This is a genomic window from Pseudomonas sp. IT-232MI5 (assembly GCF_949767845.1).
Taxonomy (GTDB): domain Bacteria; phylum Pseudomonadota; class Gammaproteobacteria; order Pseudomonadales; family Pseudomonadaceae; genus Aquipseudomonas.
This window is the reverse complement of sequence record NZ_CATKQE010000044.1, coordinates 343,597-356,898: the sequence shown is the minus strand read 5'-3', so window position 1 is coordinate 356,898 and position 13,302 is coordinate 343,597. Positions and strand designations below refer to the sequence as shown.

The following is a 13,302-nucleotide window of genomic DNA, read 5'->3' as shown; positions in this document are numbered from 1 at the left end:
CGACAATTCTCGGCAAAAACCCTTTTCACGGAGGCGCATCCCCTATGCGTACCAACACTCAGACCAAACGTGAGCTGGATAAGATCGACCGCAACATCTTGCGGATCCTGCAGGCGGACGGGCGGATTTCCTTTACCGAACTCGGGGAAAAGGTCGGCCTCTCCACCACGCCGTGCACCGAGCGGGTAAGGCGTCTGGAGCGCGAAGGAATCATCATGGGCTACAACGCCCGGCTGAATCCGCAGCACTTGAAGGGTAGCTTGCTGGTGTTTGTCGAGATCAGCCTCGACTACAAATCCGGCGACACTTTCGAAGAGTTCCGCCGCGCGGTGCTGAAATTGCCGCACGTGCTGGAATGTCATTTGGTGTCAGGGGATTTCGACTATCTGGTGAAGGCGCGGATTTCCGAGATGGCTTCGTACCGCAAACTGCTGGGCGACATTCTGCTGAAGCTGCCGCATGTGCGGGAGTCGAAGAGTTATATTGTGATGGAAGAGGTGAAGGAGAGCCTGAGCCTGCCGATTCCAGACTGAGCACCGCGACGATCGTTCCCGCGCTCTGCGTGGGAATGCCTCTTCGGACGCTCCGCGTTCGGCATTTGGGACGCAGAGCGTCCCGGGCTGCATTCCCACGCAGAGCGTGGGAATGATCATGAAACGCTACGACTAAACCAACACCTGCCGATTCGCCGTCATGTACTCGAATATCTGCTTCTCCACCCGCGGATGAATCAGCTCCACCGGCCGCCGCTCATTCGGGCAAGGCAAGGTTTTGGTCGTGCCAAACAAGCGGCAAATCAACGGCCGCTCCTCATACACCGTGCAGCCATTCGGCCCCAGATGCACACAGTTCAACTCCTCCATCGCCGCATCCTGCTCGGCGCGGGTCTTGCGCGGCAGGCGGGACATTTCTTCCGGCGAAGTGGTCACTGGCCCGCAGCAGTCGTGGCAGCCGGGCACGCACTCGAACGAGGGGATCTGCTGACGCAAGGTGCGGACTGTCTGGCTGTTGCAGCTCATCGAAACGGTAACCAAGGTGGAATAGGCGCCAATTGTGCCGCAAAAGCCCTGATCCAGACACCGCCGGCCGACCAGTGTTGCCCACGTTCGGGCGTGCGGCTTATGCTCCGTCAAATTTTCTCGACACCTTAGCCGTTGGATGACGCCCATGACTGCCCGCGCCCACTCCCCCGCGAGCCAACCCCACGTTGCCTCTTATTACGCCGCCAGCAGCTTGCCGCAGCCGGATCATCCTGCGCTGCAAGGTGAAATGGTGGCTGATGTCTGCGTGGTTGGTGGCGGTTTTTCCGGGTTGAACACGGCACTGGAACTGGCTGAACGCGGCCTCAGCGTGGTGCTACTGGAAGCACACAAGATCGGCTGGGGCGCCAGTGGCCGCAACGGCGGGCAGTTGATTCGCGGCGTCGGCCACGGCCTCGATCAGTTCACCAACGTCATCGGCGCCGACGGCGTGCGCGAGATGAAACTCATGGGCCTGGAAGCGGTGGAAATCGTTCGTCAGCGCGTCGAGCGTTTTCAGATTGCCTGTGACCTGACCTGGGGCTACTGCGACCTCGCCAACAAACCGTCCGACCTCGAAGGCTTTGCCGAAGACGCCGAAGAATTGCGTGGCCTTGGCTATCGCTACGAAACCCGCTTGCTGCAAGCCAACGATATGCACACGGTGGTCGGCTCCAAGCGCTATGTCGGCGGATTGATCGACATGGGTTCAGGACATCTGCATCCGCTGAATCTGGCGCTGGGTGAAGCGGCAGCGGCGCAGCAATTGGGCGTCAAACTGTTTGAACACTCCGCAGTGACGCGTATCGATTACGGCCCCGAAGTCAAAGTCCATACAGCCCACGGTTTGGTACGCGCGAAAACGCTGGTGCTCGGCTGCAATGCCTATCTCAATGATCTGAACCCGCAACTCAGCGGCAAAGTCCTGCCCGCCGGCAGCTACATCATCGCCACCGAACCGTTGAGCGAAGAACAGGCGCACAGCCTGCTGCCGCAGAACATGGCGGTCTGCGACCAACGTGTCGCGCTGGATTACTACCGGCTCTCGGCCGATCATCGTTTGCTGTTCGGCGGTGCCTGTCATTATTCGGGGCGGGATCCGAAGGATATCGGCGCCTACATGCAGCCGAAGATGCTCGAAGTATTCCCGCAATTGGCCGGGGTGAAGATCGATTATCAGTGGGGCGGGATGATCGGTATCGGCGCAAACCGTTTGCCGCAGATTGGCCGGCTCGCGGATCAGCCAAATGTGTATTACGCCCAGGCGTACTCCGGGCACGGGGTGAATGCCACGCACCTGGCGGGCAAGTTGCTCGCCGAGGCGATCAGCGGCCAGCACAGCGGTGGCTTTGATCTGTTTGCCAAGGTGCCGCACATCACTTTCCCGGGCGGCAAGCATTTGCGCTCGCCGCTTTTGGCGTTGGGGATGTTGTGGCATCGGATGAAAGAGTTGGTCTGATTGATCGTTCCCACGCTCTGCGTGGGAATGCATCCAGTCCGGGGCGGCGTTCCCACGCAGAGCGTGGGAACGATCAGTGGTTATCAGATCCGCCAGAACGGCTTCAACCCCTCCTCCTGCGCCTGTTCACGCGTCAGCCCGATGTCCTTGAGCTGATCCGCCGTCAGCGCCAGCAACGCCTTTCGCGTGTGCAGACGATGCCAGAACAGATTCCAGCGACTCAGGCCGGATGGCGCGTTACGCATGAGATTGCGCGCGTTGTCCTTCTGCCCTGCCGCCAGCTCCTGACTGTGTAACGTCAGCCGCACATCGCTCAAGCCGTTCATTTTCGTTGCTCCTGTTTACTTGGGTAGCCAGAGATTCCATGATGCGCGGGCAAGCAAAACCGTTACAGATTCAAAGCAACTGTATTAACTCCATACAGATTTGCCGCTCTGAAGACTGAATTGTCGATTTCTGCCGCATCTGTACTGGTTTATCGAATCACCGCACCGAGGCAGTGCCATGACCCTTTATGTAAACCTTGCCGAATTGCTCGGCACGCGCATCGAAAACGGCTTCTATCGACCCGGCGATCGGTTGCCGTCTGTACGTGCCTTGAGCGTCGAACACGGGGTCAGCCTGAGCACGGTGCAACAGGCTTATCGCATGCTGGAAGACAGCGGTCTGGCTACGCCAAAGCCCAAGTCCGGCTACTTTGTGCCGGTTGGCCGCGAACTGCCGGAGCTGCCCGCCGTTGGCCGCCCGGCGCAACGGCCAGTGGAGATTTCGCAATGGGATCAGGTGCTGGAGTTGATTCGCGCAGTGCCGCGCAAGGATGTCGTGCAACTGGGTCGCGGCATGCCCGACATCAGCTCGCCAACGATGAAACCGCTGCTGCGCGGGCTGGCGCGGATCAGCCGCCGCCAGGACATGCCCGGTCTGTATTACGACAACATCCACGGCACCCTCGAATTGCGCGAGCAGATCGCCAGACTGATGCTTGATTCCGGCTGCCAGTTGAGCGCCGGCGACCTGGTCGTCACCACCGGTTGCCATGAAGCGCTGTCCACCAGCATCCACGCGATCTGCGAGCCGGGCGACATTGTCGCGGTGGACTCGCCAAGCTTTCACGGCGCCATGCAGACCCTCAAGGGCCTGGGCATGAAAGCCTTGGAAATCCCCACCGATCCCCTCACCGGCATCAGCCTCGAAGCCCTGGAACTGGCGCTGGAACAATGGCCGATCAAGGTCATCCAGCTCACCCCGAACTGTAACAACCCGCTCGGCTACATCATGCCGGAGTCGCGCAAACGCGCTCTGCTCAACCTCGCGCAGCGCTTCGACGTGGCGATCATCGAAGACGATGTGTATGGCGAACTGGCCTACACCTACCCGCGCCCACGCACGATCAAATCTTTCGACGAAGACGGCCGCGTATTGCTGTGCAGCTCGTTTTCCAAGACCCTGGCGCCAGGGCTGCGTATTGGCTGGGTCGCGCCGGGCCGATACCTCGAACGCGTGCTGCACATGAAATACATCAGCACCGGATCGACCGCACCGCAGCCGCAGATCGCCATCGCCGAATTCCTCAAGGCCGGTCATTTCGAACCGCACTTGCGGCGGATGCGCACGCAATACCAGCGCAGCCGCGACCTGATGATCGACTGGGTGACCCGCTATTTCCCGGCAGGCACCCGCGCCAGTCGGCCGCAAGGCAGCTTCATGTTGTGGGTCGAATTGCCGGAAGGTTTCGACACCTTGAAACTGAATCGTGAGTTGCACGACCAAGGCGTACAGATTGCCGTCGGCAGTATCTTTTCCGCCTCGGGCAAATACCGCAATTGCCTGCGGATGAACTACGCTGCCAAACCGACAGCGCAGATCGAAGAAGCGGTGCGCAAGGTCGGCGAGACCGCTGTCAGATTGCTGGCAGAAGCCGACTGACTTTTTTCCTGAGAACCGCGTCCATATGCCGACCCTAGCCGCCAATCGGAATGACCCTACGTGAGCTTCAGACAGCCCCTTCTCGCTTTGCTGTTACTCGCCTCGTTCCTGAGCGGCTGTGCCAGTCTCGATGTTCCGCGCGAATCCAGTCAGGCGTTGCCGGCTTCCGATTCCAGCTTCGGTCGTTCGATTCAGGCACAAGCGGCGCCCTATCAAGGCCGCTCGGGTTTTCGCCTGCTGTCCAACAGCAGCGAGGCGTTCACCGCGCGCGCCGAACTGATCCGCAACGCCCAGAGCAGTCTGGATCTGCAGTACTACATCGTCCACGACGGCATCAGCACGCGGATGCTGGTGGAGGAACTGCTCAAGGCTGCCGATCGTGGTGTCCGTGTGCGCATTCTCCTCGACGACACCACCAGCGATGGCCTCGACCAGATCATCGCGACACTGGCGGCGCATCCACAGATTCAGATTCGCCTGTTCAACCCGCTGCATCTGGGCCGCAGCACCGGCGTCACCCGCGCGGCGGGGCGCTTGTTCAATCTGTCGCTGCAACATCGGCGCATGCACAACAAGCTGTGGCTGGCGGACAACAGCGTGGCCATCGTCGGCGGGCGCAATCTGGGCGACGAGTACTTCGACGCCGAGCCGAACCTGAATTTCACCGACATCGACATGCTCAGTGTCGGGCCGGTCGCCGAGCAACTCGGGCACAGTTTCGACCAGTACTGGAACAGCGCGCTGAGCAAACCGATCGACGAGTTCCTCACCAGCCAACCGACCGCCAAGGATCTGCAGAACACTCGCACCCGCCTGGAAGAATCGCTGGAAGACACCCGTAAACAGAATCACGCGCTGTATCAGCAGCTCATGACGTTCAAGACCGCGCCGCGCATGGATATCTGGCGCAAAGAACTGATCTGGGCATGGAATCAGGCGTTGTGGGATGCGCCGAGCAAGGTGTTGGCCAAGGGTGAGCCGGATCCGCAATTGCTGCTGACCACGCAATTGGGCCCGGAGCTGCGCGGCGTCAGCAAGGAACTGATCATGATCTCGGCGTACTTTGTGCCGGGCCAGCCGGGGCTGGTGTACCTGACCGGTCGCGCCGATGCGGGTGTGTCCGTGAGCCTGCTGACCAACTCGCTGGAAGCCACCGACGTGCCCGCAGTGCACGGCGGATATGCGCCGTATCGCAAAGCTCTGCTGGAGCATGGCGTGAAGTTGTATGAACTACGGCGCCAGCCTGGGGATAACTACGGCAGCGGTCCGCATGTGTTTTACAGCAAGTCGTTTCGTGGCTCGGATTCAAGCCTGCACAGCAAAGCGATGATTTTTGATCGGCAGAAGTCGTTTATCGGCTCGTTCAACTTCGACCCGCGCTCGGTGCTGTGGAACACCGAAGTCGGGGTCTTGGTCGACAGCCCCGAGCTGGCCGAACATGTTCGCGAACTGGCCTTGCAAGGCATGGCGCCAGCGTTGAGCTATGAGGCGAAGCTTGAGAACGGGCAGATCGTCTGGGTGACTGAGGACAACGGCCAAATGCATACACTGAGCAAAGAGCCGGGGAGTTGGTGGCGACGATTCAACGCGTGGTTCAGCACCACTGTCGGCCTTGAGCGAATGCTTTAAAAAGCAAAAGATCGCAGCCTTCGGCAGCTCCTACAGAACGAATGCATTGCAACTGTAGGAGCTGACGAAGGCTGCGATCTTTTGATCTTAGGCAGGCTCGGTTATGGGTCCGAATGCCCCTTGGCGCAAGAGCAGAATCACCAACCCAAACGCCCCAATCGCCATCAACAACGGCAACGCATGCCCATTGATCCACTGGCTGCCCGCCCCGGCCGCGAGCGGCCCGACCAGACATCCCACGCCCCACAGCTGTGCAATATGCGCATTCGCCCGCACCAGTGCATCGTCGCGATAACGCTCGCCAATCAAAATCAACGACAGGGTGAACAACCCGCCGGCACTCGCCCCGAACAATACCCACAGCGGCCAGATGAGCAGCGTATCGAGCAACAGCGGGATCGCCAGACTCGACAGCATCAACACCAGCGCACAACCGGCGAACAACGTGCGCCGCGACAGGTAGTCGGCCAACGCGCCAATCGGCAATTGCAGCAGCGCATCGCCCACCACCACCGTGCTGACCATCGCCAGTGCAATCTCGGCGGTAAAACCCTGCTGCAGGCAATACACCGGCAGCAGCGTCAAGATCATCGCCTCGAACGCGGCGAACAATGAAACCGCCCAGGCAATCGCTGGCAGCTCACGAGCGAATCCCCACAGGTCACGGAACGTTACGCTGCTCGCTTCGCTGCTGGGTGCACCGCTGCGGCCCAGCAGCAACAAGGGCGAAACCAGCAGCAGGCCGACGCCGACCCAGAAACCGTAATCATGCTCGGTACCCAGCGCACCCAGCAGTAACGGGCCGGAGAGCTGGCTCAACGCATAGCTGCTGCCATACAGCGCCACCAATCTTCCGCGCCAGTTCTCGACCACCAGTTGATTGATCCAGCTCTCGCCGAGGATGAACACGATGGTCAGGATCACGCCGATCATCAGGCGCAATACCAGCCAGATCGGGTAGCTCGGCAACAGCGCCAGCAGGCCGATAGACAGCGCTCCAGCCCACAGACACAGGCGCATCAGGTTGGCCGTACCGAAGCGTGCCGCCAGATGGCTGGAAATTTTCGCGCCCAACAACACGCCAATCGCCGGCATCGCCGCCATCACACCGATGGCGAAAGAGCCGTAACCCCAACCCTCCAGGCGCAACGACACCAACGGCATGCTGACCCCCAGGGCCAGGCCGACACTCAAGACAGACGCCAACACGGCGAAATACGTCGCCCACCGCATGTTCCACGCTCCTGTGGATAATTATTTTTAGAGGCCACATCAAGCAAATGTGGGAGCGAGCCTGCTCGCGAAAGCGGTTTCACATTCAGCACAAGGGCTGACTGATACACCGCTTTCGCGAGCAGGCTCGCTCCCACAGGGATCTGCCTCGTCTGGAGGATCTGCTCTCGCGAACAGCCCCTCCTAACGGCTTACAGCTTGATCCACGTCGCTTTCAGCTCAGTGTATTTGTCGAACGCGTGCAGCGACTTGTCGCGGCCGTTGCCCGACTGCTTGAAGCCGCCAAACGGTGCGGTCATGTCGCCGCCGTCGTACTGGTTGACCCACACACTGCCGGCACGCAGAGCCTTGGCGGTCAGGTGTGCCTTGGAGATGTCCTGGGTCCAGACCGCAGCGGCCAAGCCGTAAGGCGTGTCGTTGGCGATCTGGATAGCTTCCTCGGCAGTATCGAAGGCGATAACCGACAGAACCGGCCCGAAAATCTCTTCCTGAGCGATTTTCATCGCGTTGCTCACGCCGTCGAAAATCGTTGGCTCGACGTAGGTGCCACCGGTTTCCTGCAGGATGCGCTTGCCGCCAGCGACCAGTTTGGCGCCATCGCTGTGGCCGGATTCGATGTACGACAGCACGGTGTTCATCTGCTGCGTATCCACCAGTGCACCGACATTGGTCGCCGGGTCCAGCGGATTGCCCGGCTTCCAGGCCTTCAGCGCCTCAATCACCATCGGCAGGAATGTGTCCTTGATCGAACGCTCGACCAGCAGACGCGAACCGGCGGTGCAGACTTCACCCTGGTTGAAGGCGATGGCGCTGGCGGCGGATTCAGCGGCGGCTTGCAGATCCGGCGCATCGGCAAAGACGATGTTCGGGCTCTTGCCGCCGGCTTCCAGCCAGACGCGTTTCATGTTCGATTCGCCGGAGTAGATCATCAATTGCTTGGCGATCTTGGTCGAACCGGTAAATACCAGCGTATCGACGTCGTTGTGCAGGGCCAGCGCCTTGCCGACGGTGTGGCCGTAGCCCGGCAGCACGTTGAGCACGCCTTTCGGAATACCGGCTTCAACAGCCAGCGCAGCGATGCGAATGGCGGTCAGCGGGGATTTTTCCGACGGCTTGAGGATCACCGAGTTACCGGTCGACAATGCCGGGCCGAGTTTCCAGCAGGCCATCATCAATGGGAAGTTCCACGGTACGATGGCGCCGACCACCCCCACTGGCTCGCGAGTCACCAGACCCAGTTGATCGTGCGGCGTAGCGGCGACTTCGTCGTAAATCTTGTCGATCGCTTCACCGCTCCAGCTCAGCGCTTGCGCCGCGCCCGGGACGTCGATGTACAGCGAATCACTGATCGGCTTGCCCATGTCGAGGGTTTCGAGCAGGGCCAGTTCCTCGGCGTGCTGCTTGAGCAGGCCGGCAAAACGGATCATGGTGGCTTTGCGTTTGGTCGGCGCCAAGCGCGACCAGACGCCGGAATTGAAGGTGGCGCGGGCGTTTTCCACGGCGCGCTGAGCGTCGGCGGCGTCACAGCTGGCAATCTTGCCGAGCAGACGGCCATCGACCGGGCTGATGCACTCGAAGGTCTCGCCGGAGACGGCGTCGGTGTATTCGCCATTGAGGTAGGCGCGGCCTTCAATCTTCAGGTCGCGGGCGCGTTGTTCCCAGTCGGCACGAGTCAGGGTGGTCATTTAAGTGTCCTCCTCTTGTTCAATACGAGCGCCGCGCGATCGTCGCCAGCGTCCTCAAAAATTCTGCCCGGCCAGCCTGCATTTCGGCCCAAGGCACCCGCCACCCTAAACCAGCGGCCGGGGTTGTTTCAATATATTTGACATAAGCCGGCTATACGGCCTTGCGGTGTTCATTTTAATAAACATAGACTTTCGCCCATTCCAACCATCACGTCGTCATTACGGGAGAAAACAACAATGAACATCCAGAACGTCGTCGACATCAGCCTGACCAGCAGCGAAGCCGAACGCTATCGTCCGGACCCGGCGAAAGTGCTCAAGGGTGATCCTGAGCAAGCGGTGTTCCACCAATACGAAAGCCCTTGTGGGCAGATGGGCGTTGGTGTGTGGGAAGGCGCGGTGGGTCAGTGGACAGTGAACTACACCGAGCATGAATACTGCGAGATCTTGCAGGGCGTTTCGGTGCTGCGTGATGGCGATGGCAATGCCAAGACCTTGCGTGTTGGTGACCGGTTTGTGATTCCGGCGGGGTTTCGTGGCACTTGGGAAGTGCTGGAGGCTTGCCGCAAGGTCTATGTGATCTTTGAACAGAAAAGCTGATCCGACACACACGGTGACGAGCAGGGTAAGGCATGTCCAGCAGGTTTGAGTGAAACTTCGGCTGGCCGCTTAGGAATCGAGAAAAGATCAGTCAAACCAGGAGGTTAGTCTGATTCGATGAATAGGGGCCTCAACTCAAACCAAAGCAAGGAGGCACAATGTCCAGCCAATGCAATCTCTACAACGCGCAATTTTTCCTCGGCGATGTTGCTACTACTGACAACCTGCTCGCTGTGCGCAACGCAGCCGGAGTAACAAAGCATCGCCTCGAAGTGCCGGATGGCATGTACAACCTGCGCACTGATGCGGACCGCATCAGAGTCCTGGTCAACGAGAAAAACGAGATCATTGAACTGATCTGTGGTTGATCGATCAGGCTTCAAGGCAACAAAAAAGGCCCGTATCGTGAGATACGGGCCTTTTTCGTAAGTCCGGAAAAATCAATTACTTGATTTTGCCTTCCTTGTAGATCACGTGCTTGCGAACAACCGGATCATATTTCTTGATCTCGATTTTGTCCGGGGTAGTACGCTTGTTCTTGTCGGTAGTGTAGAAGTGACCAGTACCGGCGCTCGAGATCAAACGAATCAATTCACGCATGATTAGCTCCCTTAAATCTTGCCATCGCGGCGAAGTTCGGCGAGCACGACAGTGATGCCACGCTTGTCGATGATACGCATGCCTTTGGCAGATACGCGCAGACGCACAAAACGTTTCTCTTCTTCAACCCAGAAGCGGTGATGCTGCAGGTTCGGCAGGAAACGACGACGGGTTTTGTTGTTTGCGTGGGAAATGTTATTCCCAGTCACCGGACCCTTACCGGTAACTTGACATACTCTCGACATGCCTCAGCCCTCTAAAACCACATGCCCAACCCGGCATGGGTTGGCCGCTTAATCTCTCAGTCATTTGGCGCCAGGCGCCGCGTTTCTTTAGAGGTCTTACCGGCTACACCTACAGTGAAGGAACCGGGCCCCTAGAAAAGAGCGCTGCTTTATACCAGAAAGACCCGGGTGCAACAACATTCGGTGTGCAATCAATCCATAAAAAGACGCTTTTTCAGCCTGCGAACGCCTTGGATAAAGGCTGGCATCGATTTTTACCACTCGTCGCAGAAAATCGTCCTCACGGCCGATCCAGACTTTTTACCGCGCGCCGCAGTCTGAAAAACCGCCATCACTGTGCCCCGAAAATGCAAAAAGGGGATAGTCATTTGTAATCCAGACCTCTAGGGTAGGCCTTTTCCAGACTGCACTTGCAGATGGGCCTTCGATCTGTAAAAGGAAACCGACCATGCGCCTCGCTGCCCTACCCCTGTTGCTCGCCCCGCTCCTGCTGAGCCCCCTGGCCCAGGCCGCCGCGCTGAGCGTCTGCACCGAGGCCAGCCCTGAAGGGTTCGATGTGGTGCAATACAACTCGCTGACCACCACCAACGCCTCGGCCGACGTGCTGATGAACCGTCTGGTGGATTTCGACACCGCCAGCGGCAAAGTCGTGCCGAGCCTGGCCGACAGCTGGGAAGTCAGCACCGATGGCCTGACTTACGTGTTCAAGCTGCACCCGCAGGTGAAGTTTCATACGACTGACTACTTCAAGCCAAGCCGTGAACTGACCGCCGAAGACGTCAAATTCAGCTTCGACCGCATGCTCGACCCGGCCAACCCGTGGCACAAGGTCGCCCAGAGCGGCTTCCCGCATGCGCAGTCGATGCAGTTGCCGGCACTGATCAAGAAAATCGACGCACTTGACCCGCTCACCGTGCGTTTCACCCTTGATCACCCGGATTCGACGTTCCTGGCGACTCTGAGTATGGGCTTCGCTTCGATCTACTCCGCCGAATACGCCGACAAGCTGATGAAGGCCGCCGCGACCGACAAGCTCAACAGCCAGCCAATCGGCACCGGCCCGTTCGTCTTCAACCGTTTCCAGAAAGACGCGGCGATCCGCTACAAGGCCAACCCGGATTACTTCGGCGGCAAGCCTGCGGTGGATCCGTTGATCTTCGCCATTACCCCAGACGCCAACGTGCGCCTGCAGAAACTGCGGCGCAATGAATGCCAGATCGCCCTGTCGCCAAAACCGTTGGACGTACAGGCCGCGCTGAAAGAGCCGACACTGAAAGTCGAAAAGACTGACGCGTTCATGACCGCATTCGTCGGCATCAACAGTCAGCATCCGCCACTGGACAAGCCGGAGGTGCGTCAAGCAATCAACCTTGCCTTCGACAAGGCCAACTACATCAAGGCTGTGTTTGAAGACACCGCAGAAGCGGCCAATGGCCCTTATCCGCCGAACACCTGGAGTTACGCGAAGAGTCTGCCGGGGTACCCGCACGATGTTGCCAAAGCCAAGGCACTGATGGCCAAGGCAGGATTGAAGGACGGGTTTCAGACCACCATCTGGACACGCCCGTCAGGCAGCCTGCTAAACCCGAATCCAAGCCTCGGTGCGCAATTGCTGCAATCGGATCTGGCGGAAATCGGCATTCAGGCAGAAATCCGCGTGATCGAATGGGGCGAATTGATTCGTCGCGCGAAGGCCGGCGAGCATGACCTGCTGTTCATGGGCTGGGCCGGTGACAATGGCGACCCGGACAACTTCCTTACGCCGCAGTTTTCCTGCGCCGCGGTCAAATCGGGCACCAATTTCGCGCGGTACTGCAATGCCGATCTGGACAGGTTGATCAGCGCCGGCAAGACCACCAGCGAACAAGGCGTGCGTACCAAGCTGTACGAACAGGCGCAGACGCAGATTCAGCAGCAGGCGTTGTGGCTGCCGCTGGCGCACCCGACGGCCTACGCACTGACGCGTAAAGACGTGCAGGGTTACTCGGTAAGCCCGTTCGGCCGGCAGGACTATTCCAAGGTCAACCTCAAATAACCTGCCTTACACATAACCTGTAGGAGTGAGCCTGCTCGCGATAGCAATCTTCCAGCCACCAAACATGTTGACTGAAATGAAGCCATCGCGAGCAGGCTCACTCCTACATGGACTTGCGTTTTGTCCCTAGAACTACATCCAGCCACACTCCGCCATCGACAGCGGCTCACCATCGCCGACGATGAAGTGATCCAGCACTCGCACATCAATCAGCTCCAGCGTCTTCTGCAGGCGCTTGGTCAGCAATCGATCAGCCTGACTGGGGTCAGTGTTCCCCGATGGATGGTTGTGGCACAGGATCAACGCCGCCGCGTTATTGGCCAAACATCGCTTCACAACTTCGCGTGGATGCACGCTGGTGTTGTCGATCGAGCCGCGAAACAGTATCTCGAAATTCAGTACTTGATGTTTGGAGTCGAGAAACAGGCAACCAAACACCTCATGCGGTTCGTGACGCAGCATCGATTTCAGATAATCGCGAACGACCTGAGGGTTTTCCAGGGCTGGTTTCTGCCGTGATTTCTCAGCCAGATGCCGCCTGTTCATTTCCTGAGCAGCTTGCAGTTGCGCAAACTTCGCCGGCCCGAGTCCCAATTGTTTGCTGAATGCGTGCTGGTCGGCCTCAAGCAGCAAACGCAGGCTGCCGAATTGAGTCAACAGATTGCGCGCCAGGTCCACAGCGCTTATTCCGGGCAATCCGGTGCGCAGAAAAATCGCCAATAACTCAGCGTCCGAAAGGCTCGCTGCCCCGTGCTCCAATAACCTTTCCCGCGGCCGTTCCGCCGCAGGCCAATCGCGAATACTCATACACATTCCCTGTCTGTGGGCGCCGCTGTTCCGTAGCGGTCGCTGTGATATCTTAGCCCATCTT

At 59.0% G+C, this 13,302-nt stretch carries 14 protein-coding genes; 7 read left to right on the top strand and 7 right to left on the bottom strand.

Annotation, left to right across the window (positions count from 1 at the left end; genetic code table 11):
- The first annotated feature begins 44 nt into the window (after positions 1-44).
- Positions 45-533, top strand: coding sequence for an Lrp/AsnC ligand binding domain-containing protein (locus ACM6JQ_RS20130; RefSeq protein WP_003177284.1), 489 nt, complete (start codon positions 45-47; stop codon positions 531-533).
- 132 nt (positions 534-665) lie between these two features.
- Here the strand turns inward: ACM6JQ_RS20130 and ACM6JQ_RS20125 are convergent, their stop codons facing one another.
- Positions 666-1,019, bottom strand: coding sequence for a YkgJ family cysteine cluster protein (locus tag ACM6JQ_RS20125; protein ID WP_007920389.1), 354 nt, complete (start codon positions 1,017-1,019; stop codon positions 666-668).
- Positions 1,020-1,167: 148 nt separating this feature from the next.
- On the opposite strand from ACM6JQ_RS20125, the gene ACM6JQ_RS20120 reads away from it, so the two are divergent.
- On the top strand, positions 1,168-2,478 hold the full coding sequence (locus ACM6JQ_RS20120; protein WP_414894565.1) for an NAD(P)/FAD-dependent oxidoreductase: 1,311 nt from the start codon (positions 1,168-1,170) through the stop codon (positions 2,476-2,478).
- An 83-nt stretch (positions 2,479-2,561) separates the two neighbouring features.
- Here the strand turns inward: ACM6JQ_RS20120 and ACM6JQ_RS20115 are convergent, their stop codons facing one another.
- The gene (locus tag ACM6JQ_RS20115; protein WP_007920387.1) at positions 2,562-2,804 is read right to left on the bottom strand and encodes a DUF1127 domain-containing protein; all 243 of its coding nucleotides are present in this window, start codon (positions 2,802-2,804) and stop codon (positions 2,562-2,564) included.
- Between the two features lie 178 nt (positions 2,805-2,982).
- On the opposite strand from ACM6JQ_RS20115, the gene ACM6JQ_RS20110 reads away from it, so the two are divergent.
- Together ACM6JQ_RS20110 and ACM6JQ_RS20105 are read left to right on the top strand one after the other, a co-directional pair.
- Positions 2,983-4,404, top strand: coding sequence for a PLP-dependent aminotransferase family protein (locus ACM6JQ_RS20110; RefSeq protein WP_414894564.1), 1,422 nt, complete (start codon positions 2,983-2,985; stop codon positions 4,402-4,404).
- 60 nt (positions 4,405-4,464) lie between these two features.
- Positions 4,465-6,033: a phospholipase D family protein gene (locus ACM6JQ_RS20105; protein ID WP_007920383.1), complete on the top strand. Its 1,569-nt coding sequence runs from the start codon at positions 4,465-4,467 to the stop codon at positions 6,031-6,033.
- Positions 6,034-6,120: 87 nt separating this feature from the next.
- Here the strand turns inward: ACM6JQ_RS20105 and ACM6JQ_RS20100 are convergent, their stop codons facing one another.
- Both ACM6JQ_RS20100 and ACM6JQ_RS20095 read right to left on the bottom strand, forming a co-directional pair.
- Positions 6,121-7,266, bottom strand: coding sequence for an MFS transporter (locus ACM6JQ_RS20100; protein ID WP_007920382.1), 1,146 nt, complete (start codon positions 7,264-7,266; stop codon positions 6,121-6,123).
- A gap of 191 nt (positions 7,267-7,457) precedes the next feature.
- Complete coding sequence (locus ACM6JQ_RS20095; protein WP_007920380.1) at positions 7,458-8,951, bottom strand: aldehyde dehydrogenase; 1,494 nt, start codon at positions 8,949-8,951, stop codon at positions 7,458-7,460.
- Between the two features lie 237 nt (positions 8,952-9,188).
- Here ACM6JQ_RS20095 and ACM6JQ_RS20090 point away from each other — a divergent pair, with 237 nt between their 5' ends.
- Positions 9,189-9,551, top strand: a complete 363-nt coding sequence (locus tag ACM6JQ_RS20090) for a cupin domain-containing protein (protein ID WP_007920379.1) — start codon at positions 9,189-9,191, stop codon at positions 9,549-9,551.
- A 158-nt stretch (positions 9,552-9,709) separates the two neighbouring features.
- Positions 9,710-9,919 (top strand): hypothetical protein, encoded by a 210-nt coding sequence (locus ACM6JQ_RS20085; RefSeq protein WP_007920378.1) that lies wholly within the window; start codon positions 9,710-9,712, stop codon positions 9,917-9,919.
- 76 nt (positions 9,920-9,995) lie between these two features.
- Here ACM6JQ_RS20085 and rpmG read toward each other — a convergent pair whose 3' ends face one another.
- Both rpmG and rpmB read right to left on the bottom strand, forming a co-directional pair.
- Positions 9,996-10,151: a 50S ribosomal protein L33 gene (rpmG, locus tag ACM6JQ_RS20080; protein WP_003177274.1), complete on the bottom strand. Its 156-nt coding sequence runs from the start codon at positions 10,149-10,151 to the stop codon at positions 9,996-9,998.
- A gap of 11 nt (positions 10,152-10,162) precedes the next feature.
- A complete protein-coding gene (gene rpmB / locus ACM6JQ_RS20075) occupies positions 10,163-10,396 on the bottom strand; it encodes a 50S ribosomal protein L28 (protein WP_007920377.1) in 234 nt (77 codons plus the stop codon).
- 448 nt (positions 10,397-10,844) lie between these two features.
- Here rpmB and ACM6JQ_RS20070 point away from each other — a divergent pair, with 448 nt between their 5' ends.
- Positions 10,845-12,431 carry an ABC transporter substrate-binding protein gene (locus tag ACM6JQ_RS20070; RefSeq protein WP_414894563.1) on the top strand — a complete coding sequence of 529 codons (1,587 nt, stop codon included), beginning with the start codon at positions 10,845-10,847 and terminating at the stop codon, positions 12,429-12,431.
- 132 nt (positions 12,432-12,563) lie between these two features.
- Here ACM6JQ_RS20070 and radC read toward each other — a convergent pair whose 3' ends face one another.
- Positions 12,564-13,238 (bottom strand): RadC family protein, encoded by a 675-nt coding sequence (gene radC / locus ACM6JQ_RS20065; RefSeq protein ID WP_007920367.1) that lies wholly within the window; start codon positions 13,236-13,238, stop codon positions 12,564-12,566.
- Between the last annotated feature and the right edge of the window lie 64 nt (positions 13,239-13,302).

Bases quoted from the DNA above. Each gene is read 5' to 3' on its own strand.
- ACM6JQ_RS20120 (WP_414894565.1), top strand. From the start codon at position 1,168: ATGACTGCCCGCGCCCACTCCCCCGCGAGCCAACCCCACGTTGCCTCT.
- ACM6JQ_RS20100 (WP_007920382.1), bottom strand. From the start codon at position 7,266: ATGCGGTGGGCGACGTATTTCGCCGTGTTGGCGTCTGTCTTGAGTGTC.
- radC (WP_007920367.1), bottom strand. From the start codon at position 13,238: ATGAGTATTCGCGATTGGCCTGCGGCGGAACGGCCGCGGGAAAGGTTA.
- ACM6JQ_RS20125 (WP_007920389.1), bottom strand. From the start codon at position 1,019: ATGAGCTGCAACAGCCAGACAGTCCGCACCTTGCGTCAGCAGATCCCC.
- ACM6JQ_RS20085 (WP_007920378.1), top strand. From the start codon at position 9,710: ATGTCCAGCCAATGCAATCTCTACAACGCGCAATTTTTCCTCGGCGAT.
- rpmG (WP_003177274.1), bottom strand. From the start codon at position 10,151: ATGCGTGAATTGATTCGTTTGATCTCGAGCGCCGGTACTGGTCACTTC.
- ACM6JQ_RS20115 (WP_007920387.1), bottom strand. From the start codon at position 2,804: ATGAACGGCTTGAGCGATGTGCGGCTGACGTTACACAGTCAGGAGCTG.
- ACM6JQ_RS20070 (WP_414894563.1), top strand. From the start codon at position 10,845: ATGCGCCTCGCTGCCCTACCCCTGTTGCTCGCCCCGCTCCTGCTGAGC.
- ACM6JQ_RS20090 (WP_007920379.1), top strand. From the start codon at position 9,189: ATGAACATCCAGAACGTCGTCGACATCAGCCTGACCAGCAGCGAAGCC.
- ACM6JQ_RS20130 (WP_003177284.1), top strand. From the start codon at position 45: ATGCGTACCAACACTCAGACCAAACGTGAGCTGGATAAGATCGACCGC.
- rpmB (WP_007920377.1), bottom strand. From the start codon at position 10,396: ATGTCGAGAGTATGTCAAGTTACCGGTAAGGGTCCGGTGACTGGGAAT.
- ACM6JQ_RS20095 (WP_007920380.1), bottom strand. From the start codon at position 8,951: ATGACCACCCTGACTCGTGCCGACTGGGAACAACGCGCCCGCGACCTG.
- ACM6JQ_RS20110 (WP_414894564.1), top strand. From the start codon at position 2,983: ATGACCCTTTATGTAAACCTTGCCGAATTGCTCGGCACGCGCATCGAA.